The organism is Sorangium sp. So ce1335, assembly GCF_051521615.1.
GTDB lineage: Bacteria > Myxococcota_A > Polyangia > Polyangiales > Polyangiaceae > Sorangium.
The window spans coordinates 2,353,599-2,370,771 of sequence record NZ_CP150363.1; the positions used below are offsets into that span (position 1 = coordinate 2,353,599).

The window sequence follows — 17,173 nt, forward strand, 5'->3', positions numbered from 1 at the left end:
ACCTTTCATGAGTGAAAAGCGCGACTTCTACGAAGTTCTTGGCCTCGCGCGAGACGCGACGCCTGACGACATTCGCAAGGCCTATCGTCAGGCTGCGTTGAAGTACCACCCGGACCGAAACCCGGGTGATGCGTCGGCGGAGTCTCGCTTCAAGGAGGCCACCGAGGCGTACCAGGTCCTCTCCGACGAGGAGAAGCGCCGCCGGTACGATCAGTTCGGCCACGCCGGTCTGGAGGGGATGGGCGCCGGGGCCGACAGCGACATCTTCTCCCACTTCCAGGACATCTTCTCCGAGTTCTTCGGCGGCTTCGGCGGCGGGCAGCGCCGGCGGCGCGGCCCGGCGCGCGGCCAGGACATCCGGGTTCAGCAGCGGCTTTCGCTGCGCGATGCCCTGCTCGGCTGCAAGCGGGAGGTCGTCCTTCGCACGCCCGTCGCGTGCGACGAGTGCTCCGGCACGGGCGCGAAGCCGGGGACCAAGCGCAAGCCGTGCGGCACGTGCGGCGGCGCCGGTCAGGTCTCGACCTCGCGCGGCTTCGTGATGTTCACCCAGACCTGCCCCGAGTGCTCGGGTGAGGGCTCGGTCATCAAGACGCCGTGCGGCACCTGCAAGGGGTTCGGCGCCGTCGAGAAGACGCGGAAGGTCGTCGTCAACTTCCCGGCCGGCATCGACGGAGGCCAGCGGCTGCGGGTGCCCGGCCAGGGGATGCCGGGCGCCCAGGGCGCGCCGCCCGGCGACCTGTACGTCGACGTCGATCTGGCCGCGGACGAGCGCTTCGAGCGCGACGGCCTCGACCTCATCACGCGGGTGCCCATCTCCTTCGTCGACGCGGCGCTCGGCAGCACGGTGAAGATCGACCTGCCGGACGATACGGCGGTCGACGTCGAGATCCCGGCGGGCGTGCAGCCCGGCGAGGTGATCTCGGTCAAGGGCAAGGGCGCGCCCCGCATCGATGGCCGCGGTCGCGGCGCGCTCCAGGTGATCGTCCAGGTCGAGGTGCCCCGGAACCTCTCGCCCGCGGCGCAGGAGCTGCTCCGCAGGTTCCAGGACGAGGTCGCGAAGCACCAGCCCGCCGCGAAGGCGGCGACCGCGTAACGTTACCAACGGTACGAACGGTACGCGGAGCCCGCCGTGACGTCGGAGATAGCGTAACGACGGACGCTCAGCGCGTCGTGCCGACGCTCAGCGCGTCGTGCCGACGCTCAGCGCGTCGTGCCGACGCTCAGCGCGTCGTGCCGACGCTCAGCGCGTCGTGCCGATCCAGGCCCCCGCGCACGCGAGGCTGAAGGCGACGGGGGCGAGCGCGGTCGCGAACACGACGGCCACGGGCGCGGCCAGGCCGAGCAGCACCAGCGAGCCCAGGATGGCGAGCGCCGCGGAGGCGGCAGGCTCCAGGACGCTGCCCGTCGAGGAGGCCCGGGCGACGAGGTAGCCGGCGAAGGGGAAGGCCGCGATCGCCGCCGCGACGAGCAGCAGGAGCGGCGCCGCCGCCGCGGTCGAGGCGTCGCCCCGATCGACCGCCGCGAAGTCGACGCCGAAGCGGTGGCCGAGCGCGACCCCGAGGGCGAGCGTCGTGGTCATCACCCCGACCGTGACGAGCGCGCCGAAGGCGATCCAGCTCAGCATCAGCGGCCGCTCGGTGCGCCTCAGCGCCTCGCGCATCGTGCCGAGCGACGGCGGCGCGAGGTGGGGGAGGAAGCGGCGCTCCTTTCGCTGCGAGCTGTGGGGAGACGCGCTCCGGCGGAGCAGATCGCGCGCGGCCAGGAACGTCACGAAGCCGATCCCGAGGAGCATCGGCGCCGCGATGAAGAGCGCGACCGGGCGACACGCGAAGACGATGTAATCGTAGGCGCCGTTGAGCAGCATCGCGGCGAGCCACGCCGCGTTGAAGCGACGGCCTCCCAGCGGTCGCTTGCGCTCGCGGCCGAGCGCATACCCCCAGAGGGAGGCGAAGAAGAGGTGCGCCGGCACGGCGAGCAGCGCCCGCACGACGTCGATCGACGACAGGGGCCGCCCCCACAGGAACACGGCGTTGTGGGCCGACACGAACCCGAGCGCCGCGGCAGCGGCGTAGACGAGCCCATCGAACGGCTCGTCCACGGCGCGCAGCCTGGCGATCGGCGCGACCGCCGCCACCTTGAGCCCCTGCTCCAGCGGCGCCACGACCACGAAGAGGTAGATGAGCGTGACGGCGTCGAGCGTGCCGGCGGCCTTGTCGAGCCCTTGCCAGCGCTGGAGGAAGCCCTCGAGCAGCAGCGCTGGCGCGAACGCGATCGCGCCGAGCAGCGCGGTCGCCACCACGAACCGGCGCCTGCCGTAGAGCCGCCGCGTCCCGAGGAGGAGCGCGGCCAGACCGCCGAGCGGCGCGGCGATGGTGGCGATCCAGATGAGCGCGTCGGCGGCGGTCATGGGCGGAGGGGCAGGGCGGCGAGGCTCGCTCTGGGGCCGCTAGAAGTGGAGCCCGGCGACCGCGGTCAGGGCGAGCGCCGAGCCGACGCTGGAGCCCTCGGCCGCGAGCAGATCGGCCTTGGCCTGCTGGGGCGTGGTGGCGGCTTCGCTCCGGATGCGATCGATCTGCGCGGAGGTGAGCCCCGGCCTTGTCAGCGCCAGGAGCTCCCAGCTCGCGTTCGCGCCGATCGAGAAGACCGGCGACAGGTACACATCGAGCCCGCCGGAGATCCTCCCATAGAAGCCGCGGATCGCGATGGCGTCGGCCGCGCCGCGCACCGCGCTCTTGAAGCTGCCGAGGCCCGCGTAGCCGAAGCCGAGGTCGACGTGCGGATCGAGCCTGCCGAGCGGCAGGTGCATGCCGACCTCGCCGCCCGCGCTGAAGAGCTGCCAGTCCTTGAAGAACCCGACCCGCCCGCGCGCGCCCAGCGTGAAGTAGAGGAGCCGGACGCCGACCCCGGCCCCGACGACCCCGCCGTTCGCCGCGCTCGAGATGAACCCGGCCGTGAGCTCGTCCTCGTCGATGTTGAACGTCTGGAGGCCGACGTTCTCGTAACCCCCCTCGAAGTTCAACCAGACGAGCTCGAGCCCGCGCCCCGAGTCCTCTTCCTTCGCTTCCTCGAGGCGCCGCTCCGTGCCGCCGTCCGGCGGGACGGGCTCCGGCTCGAGCGTCATCGGGGGAGGCGGCGCCAGCCCTCCGGCCTGCATCGACGGATCGTAGGGGTTCGGCTGGGCGGGCGCGGCGCCGGGGGGCGGAGCGGCGCCGTAGGGCGGCGTCCCGGGGGCGGGCTGGCCCTGCTGCGCGGCGGCGATGGATGCCGTTGTGGCTGCCGTGAGGACCGTGAGGAGGCAAAGCGCGGGGCGAGCGATCATTCGTCCTCTTCCTGGGGTTTCCCGTCGAGCCCGTCCACCCGTCCCCTCGATTCCAGGGGCTCGGCATCCTCTGACGAGGAGACGGGTGGGCCAGGCACCCGGTAGCTGCCCTCGAGCCAGCGGCCGAGGTCCACCAGCTTGCACTGCGGCGAGCAGAACGGAAAGGCCGGGTTCTCGGGCCTGGGCCCCGCCGACTTGCGGCAAATCGGGCACGTCGCGCCTGCCGAAGCTCCCATGCGGCGTAACGTAGCAGCGTCCATCGCGGGCATGTAGCCCGCGCTCCGCGCGCGGCGCCGAGCGCGCGGGAGCGGCGCTCGCTCAACGCGCCGGGACAGCGACGTACCGGGCCAGCCCGTGGCGCCGCACCCGGAGCAGCAGATCCTCGCGCCCCGCGGCGCGCAGGCGCTCGGTCAGATCGGCGCCGCCGCGCACGGGCACGCCGTTCAGCTCGAGCACCACGTCGCCCACCTCGAGGTGGCCCGCCGCCGGGCTCTGCGGCGTGACCGACTCGATCCGCGCTCCTTCCGGCGCGTCGCTCGACGCCACGCCGAGCGGCTGTCGGGCGTCCGTGTCCGCGGGCTCGTCCCGCAGGAGCGGCCTCGGAGGTTCGCTCCCTGCCGCACGCTCGAGCTTCACGGTGGCGCGTAGGTCCGCGCCGCCGCGCTTGTAGGTGAGCTTCACCTCGTCGCCGGGCTTCGAGCGACGGAGCGCGCGCGCGAGCTCGCGCGCGTGCTCGACGCGGCGCCCCTCGAGCGACGTGATCACGTCGCCGGGCTTGAAGCCCAGACGCGACCCGGGGCTCTCCGGCTCGACCTCCGTGATCAGCGCCCCCATCCGCCCTGGCAGCCGGAGCACCCGCGCGAGCGGCGAGGTCACCTCCTGGAAGCTGATCCCGATGCGCCCTCGGTCCACGCGGCCCGTCGCCCGCAGCTCGGGGAGGATCTCCACGACCTCGTCGATCGGGAGGGCGAAGCTGATGCCGCGGCCGTCGGTGTGGATCGCCGTCGCGATGCCGATCACCTGTCCCGCCGCGTTGAAGAGCGGTCCGCCGCTGTTTCCCGGGTTGATGGCGGCGTCGGTCTGGAGGAAGCCGTCGAGCCGCCCCGCGCCCATGGGCCTCGACGTCGCGCTGATGATGCCCCGGGTCACCGTCGGCCCGAGGCCGAACGGGTTGCCGACGACGATGACATCGTCTCCTGGCTGGACCTGTGCGCTCGATCCGAGCGCCGCGACGCTCAGCGGCTCGGCCCCGATCAGCTTCAGCAGCGCGACGTCGAGCGTCGGATCCCGCCCGATCACGCTCGCCTTGAAGACGCGCTCGTCCGAGAGCTGCACCTCGATCTCGAGCGCGTCGCCGACCACGTGATCGCTCGTCAGCACGAGCCCCTCCGCGGCGATCACGACCCCTGATCCGATCGCCCGCTCCACCCGCGGCGCGCCGCCGCCGAACGGGAACCTCGGGGTCGCGCGCCCGTCCGCCAGCGAGGACGCGCGCAGCGTGGCGACCGTCACCACCACGGGCCGCACCCGGTCGAACAGCGCGGGAGGTGTCATCGTGGATGCCGCGGCCGGCGGCGCGGGCGGCGCGTCGGCGCGGAGGATCGAGCACGGCGCGCTCGCCTCGCGGATCGGCGCTGCAGGCGGTGAGAGCGCGGCCGCCCGGTCGCCGCAGGCAGCGAGCGGTGCGGCCCCGAGGAACCCGACACACGCCCATGCGGCAGCGCAGAGCCGTCCCACGCGCCGGACGTAGAGCCTCGAGGCGATACCGCAAGGAGCGCCGGGCCCGCGACCGCGCCGCGTGCGGGGGCACGACGGCCCGCCTGGATGAGGTGGCGCGCCGGGATTCAGCCGGGCGGCGCGCTTCGCCCTACTTCCGTGCGCACCACCTGGACGACGACCTCCACGAGGCGGCCGCCGGGCTGGGCGAACGACGCCTTGCCGCGGCTGCCCTCGAAGCGCCACGCCAGATCTGCCGGTGCGCCCGTCTCCCCGTCCTCCGCCCCGGCGCGGACGACGGCGCTGACCTCCAGGGTCTGCTTCCCCGCCGTCACGGCCCCGCGCGCCACCGCGAATGTCCCGCTCCCGAGCAGCGCGATCGTCCGCTTCGCCAGGTTGCCGAGGTGCCGCGCGATGGGCTCTTCCCCCTCCGGGCGCCACGACGCGATGTGCCCTGCATCGTCGATGTCGATCACGATGCGCGCCTTGCCGGCGCTGCCCAGCGGCAGCGTCGCCCAGATCGGATCCGCCTGGCACGCCGGCGGAATGGCCCTCGTGAAGGCGCGCCCGAGGCTGCGCACCGCGCTGCTGCCGGCCGCCCCGAAGTCGCCCTGGGCGCCCTCGCCAGCGCCAGCGTTCGTCCGCGCGGCGGCGGAGCGGTCCGACGATCCGGCGCGCTCCCCGCGTTCTTCTCTGGCCGGAGGCGCCGCGCTGGGCCGAGGCGCCGCCTGGCGGCGCGGCGCGGCGGTGGCCGCGTGCGGCGCGGCGGTGGCCGCGTGCGGCGCGGCGGTGGCCGCATGCGGCGCGGCGGTGGCCGCATGCGGCGCGGCGGTGGCTGCCAGCGCCGGCTCGCCGCCGGCCTCCACGCGACGCTCCGCGGCCGCGGCCGCTGGCGGCTGGGCGGCAGGTGCCGGAGCGCGCGCCGTCGGGACGCCGTCCGGCGTGCTGCGATCGTCGACCGGGCGCGAGGGGCCGCCGCTGCCTGGCAGCGCGGCCGTGGTCCCGGTCCAGATGTCGATGGGCTCGCGCTCCTCCGCCGGCGCGGCGGGAGGCGGGGCGGCGTCTCCCCGCGACATCCCCGCGGCCCCCCACGCGCCCAGGTGGACGAGCGCCGAGGCGAGGAGCGCCGGCAGCATCGCTCGTTGATCGCGCATCCGCTCGCCTCCGCCCTCGGGCCCCGGAAGGGCCGCGGCCCCTTCATTTCGCTGAAGCTCGTTGCCCGTGGCCCGTCGTTCTGCCAGACAGCACCGCGGCTGCAACGTTCCCGAGCGCGCCTTGAAGCTCCTCGCCCTCTCGACCTCGACCCCGCGCGGCAGCGCGGCGCTCCTCGACGCCCCGGACCTGGACGTCCCCGCCCGGACCGCCGCGCCCCCGGGCGGCGCTCCCTCCTCCCCCGACCACGCCGCCCCCCACCTCGCGTCGGCGCCGAACGCAGGCGCGCGCCTGCTCGCGGCGACGACCTACGCCGATCTGCACGGGCACGCCGAGCGGATCTTCGGGGCCATCGACGAGGTGCTCGCCGCCGCAGGCGTGCCGGCCGCGGCCCTGGGAGCCCTCGGCTGCGACGTGGGGCCCGGCTCGTTCACCGGCGTCCGCGTGGCGGTCGCGGCGGCCAAGGGCGTCGCGCTCGCGCTCGACATCCCGGCCGCCGGCGTCACCTCGCTCGAGGCGATGGCCGCCGCCGCCTTCGCCGCGGGCGCCGCGAGCGCCGGCGAGCTGCTGGTCCCGCTGATCGACGCCAAGAAGGGAGAGGTCTTCCTCGCCGCCTTCGACGGGCCCGCGGCGCCGCCCGAGATGCCGCCGCGCCACGTGCCCCGCGACGCGGCGCTCGACGCCGTCGCCGCGCTCGCCGCCGGGCGGCGGATCGTCGTCGTCGGCGCCGTCGCCGACGAGATCGAGGCGCTCCGGCCGCTCGCCGTGCGCGGCGACGCGCTGGATTTCCCCGACGCGGTGTGGATAGCGCGCCTCGCGATCGCCCGGCTCAGGGCCGCCGCCGCTGGCGGCGAGCGCGGGCTCAGGGCCGCCGAGCACGACGCGGCGCTCCTCGAGCCGCTCTACGTGCGCGCGCCGGACGCGAAGCCAGCCGAGCTGGGATACACTCCGCCCCGATGACCAGCTCGCCTGAAGGGGACGGCGTCGCGCCCGACGAGGAGCGCGAGGCCGGAAGCGCCAGCGACGCGGAGCCCGCACCGCTGCCCTCCGCGGCCGCGGAGCCCGCGCGCTCTCCGTCCAGCGCGGGAGCGCCCGACGAGCCCGACGACCTCGCGGACCGCGCGGCGCCCGTCGAGTCGGCGCCGGATCCCGAGCGGCTCCGGGCCCGGTTCGGCCGCCCCTTCGAGGCGGGCGACGTCATCTTCCGCGAGGGCGAGCCCGGCACGGAGGCGTACCTCCTCGAGGAGGGGCGCATCCGCCTCATCAAGAAGGTCCGCGGCGCCGAGCGCAGCCTGATGGTCCTCAAGCCGGGCGATCTGTTCGGCGAGTCCGCGCTCCTCGGCGGCGCCGCGCGCTGGTCGACGGCGATCGCGCTGTCGCGCGGCGTCGCGCTCACGCTCGATCAGGGCACGCTGCAGAACCTCGTCGAGCGCAACCCGGCCGTCGCCCTGCGCATCATCAAGCAGCTCGTGGGTCGGCTCCGCGACGCGGAGGACCAGATCGAGATCATGATGCTCACCGACACGCAGTCGAAGGTCGTGAACGCGCTGCTCAAGCTCGCGCAGCAGTCGCGCGCCGCGAGCGGCTCCTCCTCGAACGGCGCCTCGTTCGCGATCTCGCCCATGGAGCTCTCGACCCGCGTCGGCCTCGACGTCGACACCGTGAAGCGCGCCGTGCAGCAGCTCCGCGAGGGTCAGTACCTGCGCGTCGCCGACGAGCGCCTCGAGATCCCCGACATCGACGCGCTGCGGAGGCTGTTCGGCCTGCTCGGACTCAAGGACGAGATCCGCGGCGAACAGTGACGAGCAGGAGTCGCCCTCTTCCCCATCCTATGTCGACCTGACTCCTGCGGGAAGTCGAATCGGGATCCCGAGGACGCGCTGCGTCTTCAAAGGCAGATTCGCGGGTTGACGTGACCAGCGGCCTGGTTTACTCAGGGGTCCCCGCAGGGCAGGCGACATCCCGCCTGACATGCTGCCGCGCTGCGGCGTTGCTCAGCAGCGGAATCCAATCGCACATGACATCGCAGCGACACATGACAGCAGCGACCCGCGCGGGGTGCATCCGCGGCGCGGCTGCTCTCCTGTCGCTCCTGTCTCTGCTGCCGTTCGCTCCGGTGGCGTGCGGCGGCGCGCAGCCCGCGGCGCACGCGAGCGAGGCGCGATCGGTCGCGGAGTACGATCTCGCGCGCGACGCCCTCCAGCACGGCCGGCTGCGCGAGGCGCTGGCCCACGTCGAGGAGGCGCTCTCGCTCGACGAGGACAACGCGGAGGCCGCCTATCTCGGCGCGGTGATCCTGCTCGGCTTCTGCGCGACCGACGCGCGCTCGAGCGACTGCCGCTTCGACAGCGCCGAGAAGATGGCGCGGCGGGCCCTCGAGGCGAACCCCGAGATGCGGGACGCGAAGAACACGCTCGGGGTCATCCTCGTTCACCAGGGGCGCTACGACGAGGCGATTGCGGTGCTCAAGCCGCTCTCCGAGGATATCCTCTACGCCTCGCCGGAGAAGTCCTGGGGCAACCTGGGCTGGGCATACCTGCTCAAGGGCAGCAACGACGAGGCGATCGACGCGCTCCGCCGCGCCGTCGCCGCGCAACCGCTCTTCTGCGTGGGTCAGTATCGCCTCGGCCTCGCCTACGAGAAGCGGGGCGAGCTCGATCTGGCGCGCGAGGCGTTCACGAGGGCGGTCGAGACCGACCAGCCGGAGTGCAGGCGGCTCCAGGACGCGTTCGATGCGCGCGCCCGCGTCGCCGAGAAGAGGGGGCTCGTGGACGAGGCGCGCGCCGACCTCGAGCGGTGCCGCGAGATCGCCGCGACGACGCCGGTGGGGCAGCGCTGCGCTGCACAGTTACAGACGTTGCAGTGAGCCCGCAACGCCTCTCTCCCCGAGAGGGACATCGGGGCACGCTAGGGCTTGAGCAATGGTTGTCGGGGTGAGTAGAGTGACGACCGAATGACGATGGGTGGAATGGGATGGAGTCGATCGGACGCTACCTGAGACGCACGCGTGAGGCCCGAGCCATGAGCGTGGAGGAGGTCGCCCGCGCCACGCGCATCCCCGTGATCTCCATCGAACGGATCGAGGCCGATCATTTCGATGACCTGCCGGGCGAGGTGTTCGTCCGCGGGTTCCTGAAGGCGTATGCTCGCGCCGTCTCGCTGCCGATGGAGGAGGTGCTGGCCCGGTACACGGCCAGCCGCCGGATCGCGCTCGTGACGCCGCTGCCCATCGCAGCGCCCGCGCGCACGACGCAGCAGAGCAGGCGGTTCGGGGTCGCGATCGCGTTCGTGTTGCTGCTCATCCTCTTCACGCTGGCGCTGAGCATCGTGCTCCGGCCCCGCGGCCACGACATGCCGCCGGAGCTGTCGGAGGGCACCGGCGCGAGGGCTCGTACCTCCCTCTCGACCTGAGGGCCAAATTTTCGCCGAGCGCTCGGCGCGGCGGCGTGCTGTAACCCTCGAACCCCGCCATGCCCCGATCCGTTCGCCCGCGGACGGAGCGGCTCCGCACCGAGGCGCTCCTTGTCCGGCGTGTCCCTTTCGGTGAGGCCGACCTCCTCGTCGGGCTCTTCACCGAGCACGGCGGGCTCCTCTCCGCCACCGCGCGCGGCGCGCGCCGCTCGGCCAGGCGCTTCCCTGCGCTCGAGCCGATGCACCTGCTCCGCGTCACCCTGGAGATCCGGCCCGGCGCCGAGCTCGCCCAGCTCACCGAGGCCGCGATCGAGCGCCCGCGCCTGCGGCTCGCGGGGGATCTCGCGCGCCTCGAGGTGGCCGGGCGCGCGCTGCGCTGGGTGCGCGAGATCGCGCCGGCGCACACGGCCGAGCAGGCGGCGTGGCGCGAGCTGAACGGGCTCCTCGACCGCCTCGACGGCGTCTCCGCGGCGTCCCCGCAGGCGCTCCTCGCGGAGACCGGCCTGCGACTGCTCGTCGCCTTCGGCTGGGGCCTCGAGCTCGCCCAGTGCGTCCGGTGCGGGCGCGCCTGCGACGCGACGCAGTCGGCCTACGTCGACCCGGCGCGCGGCGGCCTCGTGTGCCGCGCGTGCGGGGGCGGGCCCCTCTTCCTGCGACCGGAGCCGAGAGAGCGCCTGCTCGCCGCGATGCTCGGCGACGCCCCCGAGATCCTGGAGGAGGACATCCCGATCGCGCTCGATCTCGTGGAGGGCGCGCTCACCGCGCACGCGAGCGGGAGCTAGCTCCGCGCGTCACGTCACGCCACGGCCTTCCAGAAGCGGGTCACCGCGCGCGGCGCCTCCGGAGATCCCTCGATCTCCACGTACGGCCTGCCGGGCGCGTTGCGCGGGAACGAGAAGCTGCCGGTGTTGGCGTAGCCGTCGCCGAGCGCCTCGCGGTGCGTGTGGCCGAAGACGACGAGCTTCGCGCCGGTCGTCTTCGCCACGTGGCCAGCGCTCTCGGCCAGCCGCTCCGCGACCGTGCCGGCGTAGCGGTTGTGCCCGTTCGCCCAGCTCACGCCCATCAGCAGCGCGCCGAGGCCGAGCGCCGCGGCGCCGCTCTCCCGCGCGCCGAGGCCGAGCGCCGCGATCCCCGCGCCCATCGACAGCGTCGCGATCACGCGATCGAAATACAGCCGCGTGAACGTGCTCGCCGCGCTCTCGAGCGTCGGCGTGGCCGCGAGGCCGAGGAGATCGTCGGCCATCGCGCGGGGCACCCCGAGCTCGTGCGCGAAGCGCTCGACGACCGCGGCGCCCACCGTCGCCTCGCCCCGCGCGCGGTAGAGCGGCCCGCTCTTCAGCATCGCGCCGATCGCCGCGTGGAAATAGCGGTAGATGACGTAGGGCGCGCGGGGGCCGTACCAGGTGAACGCGGAGAGGAACAGGCGGAGCGGCGTCTGGTCGTTCGCCTGCAGGTAGCGGTGCGCGCCGGTCGGCGCGATGAACTCCTCGACGAAGTGCACGCCGAGGCTGCGCTCGCCGACGACGAGCGGGTGCGCCGGCGCGTTGTCCGGATCGTACAGGTGCCCGTGCTCGATGTGGATCGACCCATCGCGGAAGAACCAGGGCGTCGTCCGCATGCGAGATCGGGCCTCGCCGCTCACGCCGAGCGCCTCCGTCAGCGCCTGGGGAAAGTCGAGCGCGCCGACCTCGGCGTCGTGGTTGCCCCCCGCGAGCCACAGCTCTCCGTCCCGGTCGAGGTGCTCGGCGAGCGCCGCGCGCGCGGTCGGGTGAGCGAGGAGCGCCTCGCGCAGCGCGAGCGGCCGGGGCAACTCCGGCGACTCGGACGAGAGGTCGAACAGGTCGCCCGCCACGACGATGCGCGCTCCGGCGTGGGACGCCACGAACCGCGCGAGGTCGGCGGTCACGTCGCGCGGCGTCTGGCGCACGAGGTGGAGATCGGCGAGAACGACCGTGCGGCGCTGCGTCATAACCCATCAGTTTCATCACGTCCGTCCGGGCGCTGCAACTCGCCACCCGGCGCACGAGCTCGGGGGAACGGCCCGTGGGCCCGTGGGAGAGGACGGCGGCCCGCCGGGCTCATCCTCACGCAGCGCGCGCCGCGCGCCGCTTTGCCGCGCGCCGGCCTACCCGGGCTCGACGCCCGCGCCGCCGCGTCCCATGCAAGCGTGTATGGAAAGCTCGGCGCGGACGCGACCTTTTGCCCAGCGGGTGCGCGATGGACTTCTCGCGGAGATCGAGCGCGCCCTGCGGGGCCAGGACATCGAGGCCCTCTCCCGGATTTACGCCGAGGACGCCGTGATCGAGGAGGTGAGCAACCGCGATCCTCCGGCCCACCCCAGCGTCACGAGCGGGAGGCAGGCCATCCTGGAGCGGCTCAAGAACGAGCTCTTCCACGATCCGGTGTCGGGGTGGGCGCGTCAGCTCGACGCCGCGGAGATCGTGGACGGCATCGAGACCGACGAGGGTCTGGCGTTCCTCGAGGTGCGCGTCTACGCCGCGGGCGATCGGGTGATGGCTCAGCACCTGGCCCGCAAGAAGGGCGGCCTCATCGGCCACGACCGCGTGGTGGTCGTCTGGGACGCGAAGTGAGCCTCTTCCGGCGGGCGGCCGCGCCGCGCGCCGGCGATGGCGGCGCGGCGCGCGCAGAGGCGATGTAGAGTGGCGCCGTGACCACGGCCGTCCTCCTGAGCTGCCACGGGACCGTCGAGCGGCTCGACGATCTCCCCGCGTTCCTCTCCAACATCCGCCGCGGCAGGCCTGCCCCGCCGGAGCTCGTCGAGGAGGTGCGGCGCCGCTTCGAGGCGATCGGCGGCTCGCCCCTCCTGCGCATCACGCAGGCCCAGGCGGACGCGCTCGCCGAGCGGCTCGGTCTGCCGGTCGCGATCGCGGGGCGGCTCTGGCACCCGTACCCGGCGGAGGTGCTCGGCGCGCTGCACGCGCGCGGCGTGCGGCGCGTCGTCTCGCTGCCGCTCGCGCCGCAGTCCGTCGACGTCTACAACGCCGTCGTGCGCGACGCGGCCGCCGGGCTGGGCGGCATGGAGGTCCGGTGCGTGCCGGCGTGGGGGCTGGAGCCCGCGCTGATCGACGCCTTCGTCGAGGTGATCGACGAGGCGCTCGCGCGCTTCCCCGAGGAGCGCCGGGCGCAGGTGGCGGTCATCCTCTCGGCCCACAGCCTGCCGCAGCGGATCATCGACGCGGGCGATCCGTACGAGCGCCAGTTCCGCGCGATGGCGGCCGAGGTCGAGCGCCGCGTCGCGCCGCGCGGGAACCCCGTGCTCGTCGCCTTCCAGAGCCAGGGCATGACCGGCGACGTGTGGCTCGGCCCGGATCTCCGGTCGACGTTCGAGCGGCTCGCCGCGGGCGGCGCGCGCGAGGCGCTGATCGCGCCGATCGGCTTCGTCGCGGACCACGTCGAGACCCTGTACGATCTCGACGTGGAGGCGCACGTCCTCGCCCGCGACGCAGGCCTCGCCCGGCTGGAGCGGGCGCCGGCCGTCAACACGCGGCCCCGCTTCATCGACGCCCTGGAGGCGCTCGTCCGGCGCGAGCTCGAGGCGTCCGCGCCGTAGGCGGGCCGGCTCAGCTCCGCGCGCCCTTGCTCCGGCGCGCGAGCCGCGCGACGGCCGCGTTGAGGAGGCCGGGCGCGTGCCGCGCGAGCGACACCCCGAGCTTCGCGTGCCCGGTGATGATCGCCTCGGCGCGGCGCGCCGCGATGGCGTCCATGATCTGCCGCGCCGCCTGCGGCGTCGGCATGACGAGCCAGGGCGGCACCGGATCGCGCGCCCTGTCGGTCAGCTTGCCCAGGTTGTCGATGCGGCGGATCTCGCTCGCGACGAACCCCGGGGCGACGTGCGTGACCGCGACGCCGTCGGCGTGGAGCTCGCCGCGCAGCGTCTCGGCGAGGGCGCGCACCGCGAACTTGCTCATGCTGTAGGCGCCCATGCCGGGGACCGCGACGTAGCCGCTGGCGCTGCCGATGAGCGCGACGCCGCCGCGCGATCGCTTGAGCTCGGGCAGCGCGGCCTTCACGGTGCGCAGCGCGCCGAAGACGTTCGTCTCGAGCTGCCGGCGGAAGTCGTCGATCGAGAGATCCTCGACGCGCCCCGCGACGCCGAACCCCGCGTTCGCGATGGCGATGTCGAGGCGCCCGAACGCCTCGCGCGCCTGCTCGACCGCGCGCTCCACGTCGCCGTCGCGCGTGACGTCGCACTGGAGCGCGAGCGCCTCGCCGCCGGACGCGCGGAGCTCCGCCGCGAGCGCCTCGAGCCGCTCGGTCCGCCGCGCCGCGAGGGCGCTCCGGCCGCCGCGCCGGGCGACCTCCCGGGCGAGCGCCTCGCCGATGCCCGACGACGCGCCCGTGATCAGCACGACCTTTCCTGCGAGCCCGCTTGCCATGACCCCTCGCATACCATGATCGCGCGGGCGCGAGCTCTGGCGCATCCTCGGGCGCTCGCGCATGCTCGGCCCTCCCTCTCTCGGCTAGGATCGCCCTGTCCGGTCCGGCCGGGCGCCGTCCTTCAGCAGCACAGTTACGCAACGATCACGGGAAGTTACGCTCAGCTACGGTCACGCGAAGCCACGCGCTCCACGCACGGTTGCGCGCGGTCGCGCACGGGGTGTCATGCGAAGCCACTCGATCCGCCGCTCTCTCGCCGCTCTCCTGGTCGCCGCCGCCTGCGCGGCCCAGGTCCCCGCTTCCGCCGAGCCGCCCGCGTCGGTCGCGCGCGCGGAGGCGCTCCTCGCGCAAGGCGACCACGCCGGCGCCGAGAAGGCGCTCGCCGCGCTCCTTGGCGGGGCGGAGCGCGCCCCGGCGCTGCTCGTGAAGGCGCGGATCGAGCTGCTCACGGGCCGCTACGACGACGCCGCGAAGACGGCGAGGGCGGCCGCCGCGCTCGGCAAGGAGGCGAGGATCGCCGCCGCGCCGCTCCGGGCCGAGGCGCTCGCGCGCCGCGGGAAGATGGCCGAGGCGATCGCGGCGGCGCGCGAGGTCGAGCGGGAGGACGAGGCCCGCCGCGCGCGGCTCGTGCTCGGCGAGCTCCTGATCCGGTCGGGCAAGCGGGGCGAGGCGCGCGCGCCGCTCATGACGATCATCGACGACTACAACGACGACAAGATCACCGCGAGCGACGCGGAGGGCCTGTCCCTCGTCGGGCGCGCGGCGCACCTGCTCCGGAGCGCGCGCGACGCGAACGACGCGTACAACGCGGCGGAGAAGGTCGGCGGCAAGCAGCGGGTGGAGACGCTGCTCTGGCGGGCCGATCTGTTCCTCGACAAGTACGACCCCGGCCACGCCGGGCAGGTCGTGAAGGAGGCGCTCAAGCTCGCCCCGAAGGACCCGCTGGTCCGCGTCGCGATGGCGCGCGTCAAGCTCGACAGCGCGATGGATTTCGGCGGCGCCGACAGCGAGATCGCCGAGGCGCTCGCCGTGAACCCGAACCTCGCCGAGGCCTACTTCGTGCGCGCCGGGCTCGCGCTCCGCGACATGGACATCGACGCCGCGGACGCCGCGGCGGACCGCGGGCTCAAGGTCAACCCGAGCGATCTGGAGCTGCTCTCGATCAAGGCGGCGGCCCGCTTCCTCGCCGACGACGCGGCGGGCTTCGAGGCGCTCAAGGCGAAGGTGCTCGGCCTGAACCCGGAGTTCTCGCGGTTCTTCCAGATCGTCGGCGAGTTCGCGGAGTGGGAGCACCGCTACGACGACATCGTCAGGATGATGGAGGAGGCGACGAAGGTCGATGCGAACGACGCGAAGGCGTACGCCACGCTCGGGCTGAACCTGATCCGCTCTGGCGACGAGAAGGCAGGCCTCGCTGCGCTCCAGAGGGCGTGGGACAAGGACCGCTTCAACGTGCGGGTGTTCAACACGCTGAACCTGTACGAGAAGGACATCGCCACCCAGTACGTCACCGTGGAGGGGCAGACGTTCCGCGTCCGCTACCACAAGCAGGAGCGGCCGATCCTCGAGCGGTACGTGCCGCGCATGCTCGAGGAGGCGTGGGGCTCGATGGTGAAGCGCTACGGCTTCACGCCGAAGGTGCCGGTCTCGATCGAGCTCTACGCGTCCACGGAGAACTTCAGCGTCAGGACGAGCGGCCTGCCCAACGTGGGCATCCAGGGCGTCTGCTTCGGCCAGACGCTGGCGGCGCTCAGCCCGGCGGCGGCGGAGTTCAACTGGGGGAACGTGCTGTGGCACGAGCTCGGGCACGTCTTCGCGATCCAGCTCTCGAAGAACCACGTCCCGCGCTGGTTCACCGAGGGGCTCAGCGAGTACGAGACGATCGTGCGGCGGCCGGAGTGGCACCGCGAGGAGGATCCGGCGCTGTTCGCCGCCCTGAAGGGCGGGAGGATCCCGGGGGTCGACGGGTTCAACCGGGCCTTCACGCACGTCGACAGCATCGAGGACGTGACGATGGCCTACTTCGCGGCGAGCCAGATCGTCGTCTTCATGGTCGAGGAGTTCGGCTTCCCGAAGGTCGTGTCGATGCTGCCCCGGTGGGCCGCTGGCAAGCGGACGCCGGAGGTCGTGAGGGAGTCGCTCGGCGTCGGCACCGAGGAGCTGGATCGGCGCTTCCGCGCGTGGCTGAAGCCCCGCCTCGAGCGCTACGAGAAGCAGTACGTCCCCGACCTGCACGCGCCGCCGCTCGACGAGGCGCGCAAGGCGGCGGCGCGCGCCCCGAAGGACGCGAAGCGGCTCGTCGAGCTCGCGCTCGCGCTGTTCGAGGACGGGCAGCGCCAGGAGGGCGAGGCGGTGCTCGCCGAGGCGCTCCGGGTCGATCCGAAGCAGCCCGACGCGACGTACCTCAAGGTGCGGGCGGCGTTCGCCGAGAAGAAGCCCGACGAGGCGGCGAGGCTGCTGAGCAAGATGATCGCCGACGGCCACGACGGCTACGTCGTGCGGATGAAGCTCGCCGATCTCGCCGAGCTGAAGAAGGACGCGGCGCGGATGAAGGCGAACCTCGAGGCGGCGTCTCGCCTGGATCCGACGCAGGCCGAGCCGCTGCAGGGGCTCTACGATCTGGCGCGCCGGCAGAAGGACGCGGCGGGGGAGCTCTCGGCGCTGCGCCGGCTGGCGCTGCTCGACCAGCACGATCGGCGCGTGTGGCGGCGGCTGCTCCGGCTGCTGGTGGAGCGCGGGGCGTGGGAGGAGGCGCGCAAGGTGGGCGAGAGCGCGATCTACGTCGACGTGGCGAACCCGGAGATCCACCGGCTGTACGCGCGGGCGCTGGCGCGCACGGGGCGGCACGTGTCGGCGATCTACGAGCTGAACAGCGCGCTGATCGCGCGGCCGAGGCCCGCGGATGCGGCCGAGATCTACGGGGAGCTCGCGAAGGCGTACGCGAAGATGAAGCGGGACGACTACGCGAAGCAGGCGCTGGAGTACCAGAAGGCGATGCGGGGGGCGGCGCCGCCCGCGCCGCAGGCGATGCCGGACTGAGCCGAGGGCGACGGGGGCGCCAGGGCGGTGATCCAGGGAGCACGCGCCGGAGGGGGTCTCTGCGCGGCGGGGCGCGGGTGGGCGCTCGGCCATCCGCCAAGACGGGAGCGTGGTGCTTGCGCATGGAACACCACCCGG

General features: G+C 73.8%; 16 protein-coding genes. 9 read left to right on the forward strand and 7 right to left on the reverse strand.

Features of this window, described 5'->3' with window-relative positions:
* Positions 1-7 precede the first annotated feature (7 nt).
* Complete coding sequence (dnaJ, locus tag WMF24_RS08725) at positions 8-1,093, forward strand: molecular chaperone DnaJ (RefSeq protein WP_437735913.1); 1,086 nt, start codon at positions 8-10, stop codon at positions 1,091-1,093.
* Between the two features lie 147 nt (positions 1,094-1,240).
* On the opposite strand, the gene WMF24_RS08730 is transcribed toward dnaJ, so the two are convergent.
* The 5 genes from WMF24_RS08730 to WMF24_RS08750 form a co-directional block, all read right to left on the reverse strand.
* On the reverse strand, positions 1,241-2,407 hold the full coding sequence (locus tag WMF24_RS08730) for a PrsW family intramembrane metalloprotease (protein WP_437735914.1): 1,167 nt from the start codon (positions 2,405-2,407) through the stop codon (positions 1,241-1,243).
* Positions 2,408-2,446: 39 nt separating this feature from the next.
* Positions 2,447-3,319, reverse strand: coding sequence for a hypothetical protein (locus tag WMF24_RS08735; RefSeq protein WP_437735915.1), 873 nt, complete (start codon positions 3,317-3,319; stop codon positions 2,447-2,449).
* Positions 3,316-3,555 (reverse strand): DNA gyrase inhibitor YacG, encoded by a 240-nt coding sequence (locus WMF24_RS08740; RefSeq protein ID WP_437735916.1) that lies wholly within the window; start codon positions 3,553-3,555, stop codon positions 3,316-3,318. The genes WMF24_RS08735 and WMF24_RS08740 overlap by 4 nt, the downstream gene beginning before the upstream one ends.
* An 82-nt stretch (positions 3,556-3,637) precedes the next feature.
* Positions 3,638-4,873 carry a trypsin-like peptidase domain-containing protein gene (locus WMF24_RS08745; RefSeq protein ID WP_437735917.1) on the reverse strand — a complete coding sequence of 412 codons (1,236 nt, stop codon included), beginning with the start codon at positions 4,871-4,873 and terminating at the stop codon, positions 3,638-3,640.
* 290 nt (positions 4,874-5,163) lie between these two features.
* On the reverse strand, positions 5,164-6,189 hold the full coding sequence (locus WMF24_RS08750) for a hypothetical protein (protein WP_437735918.1): 1,026 nt from the start codon (positions 6,187-6,189) through the stop codon (positions 5,164-5,166).
* A gap of 121 nt (positions 6,190-6,310) precedes the next feature.
* Here WMF24_RS08750 and tsaB point away from each other — a divergent pair, with 121 nt between their 5' ends.
* The 5 genes from tsaB (at position 6,311) to recO (ending at position 10,380) form a co-directional block, all read left to right on the forward strand.
* Positions 6,311-7,147, forward strand: coding sequence for a tRNA (adenosine(37)-N6)-threonylcarbamoyltransferase complex dimerization subunit type 1 TsaB (gene tsaB / locus WMF24_RS08755; protein WP_437735919.1), 837 nt, complete (start codon positions 6,311-6,313; stop codon positions 7,145-7,147).
* On the forward strand, positions 7,144-7,989 hold the full coding sequence (locus WMF24_RS08760; protein ID WP_437735920.1) for a Crp/Fnr family transcriptional regulator: 846 nt from the start codon (positions 7,144-7,146) through the stop codon (positions 7,987-7,989). The genes tsaB and WMF24_RS08760 overlap by 4 nt, the downstream gene beginning before the upstream one ends.
* Before the next feature lie 233 nt (positions 7,990-8,222).
* The gene (locus tag WMF24_RS08765; protein WP_437735921.1) at positions 8,223-9,053 is read left to right on the forward strand and encodes a tetratricopeptide repeat protein; all 831 of its coding nucleotides are present in this window, start codon (positions 8,223-8,225) and stop codon (positions 9,051-9,053) included.
* 107 nt (positions 9,054-9,160) lie between these two features.
* Positions 9,161-9,598 carry a helix-turn-helix domain-containing protein gene (locus tag WMF24_RS08770; RefSeq protein WP_437735922.1) on the forward strand — a complete coding sequence of 146 codons (438 nt, stop codon included), beginning with the start codon at positions 9,161-9,163 and terminating at the stop codon, positions 9,596-9,598.
* Between the two features lie 59 nt (positions 9,599-9,657).
* Positions 9,658-10,380, forward strand: coding sequence for a DNA repair protein RecO (gene recO, locus WMF24_RS08775; protein WP_437735923.1), 723 nt, complete (start codon positions 9,658-9,660; stop codon positions 10,378-10,380).
* A gap of 14 nt (positions 10,381-10,394) precedes the next feature.
* Here the strand turns inward: recO and WMF24_RS08780 are convergent, their stop codons facing one another.
* Positions 10,395-11,567: a hypothetical protein gene (locus tag WMF24_RS08780; RefSeq protein ID WP_437735924.1), complete on the reverse strand. Its 1,173-nt coding sequence runs from the start codon at positions 11,565-11,567 to the stop codon at positions 10,395-10,397.
* A 241-nt stretch (positions 11,568-11,808) separates the two neighbouring features.
* Between WMF24_RS08780 and WMF24_RS08785 the strand changes: the two genes are divergently transcribed.
* Together WMF24_RS08785 and hemH are read left to right on the forward strand one after the other, a co-directional pair.
* Positions 11,809-12,189 carry a hypothetical protein gene (locus tag WMF24_RS08785; RefSeq protein ID WP_437735925.1) on the forward strand — a complete coding sequence of 127 codons (381 nt, stop codon included), beginning with the start codon at positions 11,809-11,811 and terminating at the stop codon, positions 12,187-12,189.
* Between the two features lie 77 nt (positions 12,190-12,266).
* Positions 12,267-13,169, forward strand: a complete 903-nt coding sequence (hemH, locus tag WMF24_RS08790) for a ferrochelatase (RefSeq protein ID WP_437735926.1) — start codon at positions 12,267-12,269, stop codon at positions 13,167-13,169.
* Between the two features lie 10 nt (positions 13,170-13,179).
* Here hemH and WMF24_RS08795 read toward each other — a convergent pair whose 3' ends face one another.
* Positions 13,180-13,995 carry an SDR family oxidoreductase gene (locus WMF24_RS08795; protein ID WP_437735927.1) on the reverse strand — a complete coding sequence of 272 codons (816 nt, stop codon included), beginning with the start codon at positions 13,993-13,995 and terminating at the stop codon, positions 13,180-13,182.
* 226 nt (positions 13,996-14,221) lie between these two features.
* On the opposite strand from WMF24_RS08795, the gene WMF24_RS08800 reads away from it, so the two are divergent.
* Positions 14,222-17,035 carry a tetratricopeptide repeat protein gene (locus WMF24_RS08800; RefSeq protein ID WP_437735928.1) on the forward strand — a complete coding sequence of 938 codons (2,814 nt, stop codon included), beginning with the start codon at positions 14,222-14,224 and terminating at the stop codon, positions 17,033-17,035.
* Positions 17,036-17,173 lie beyond the last annotated feature (138 nt).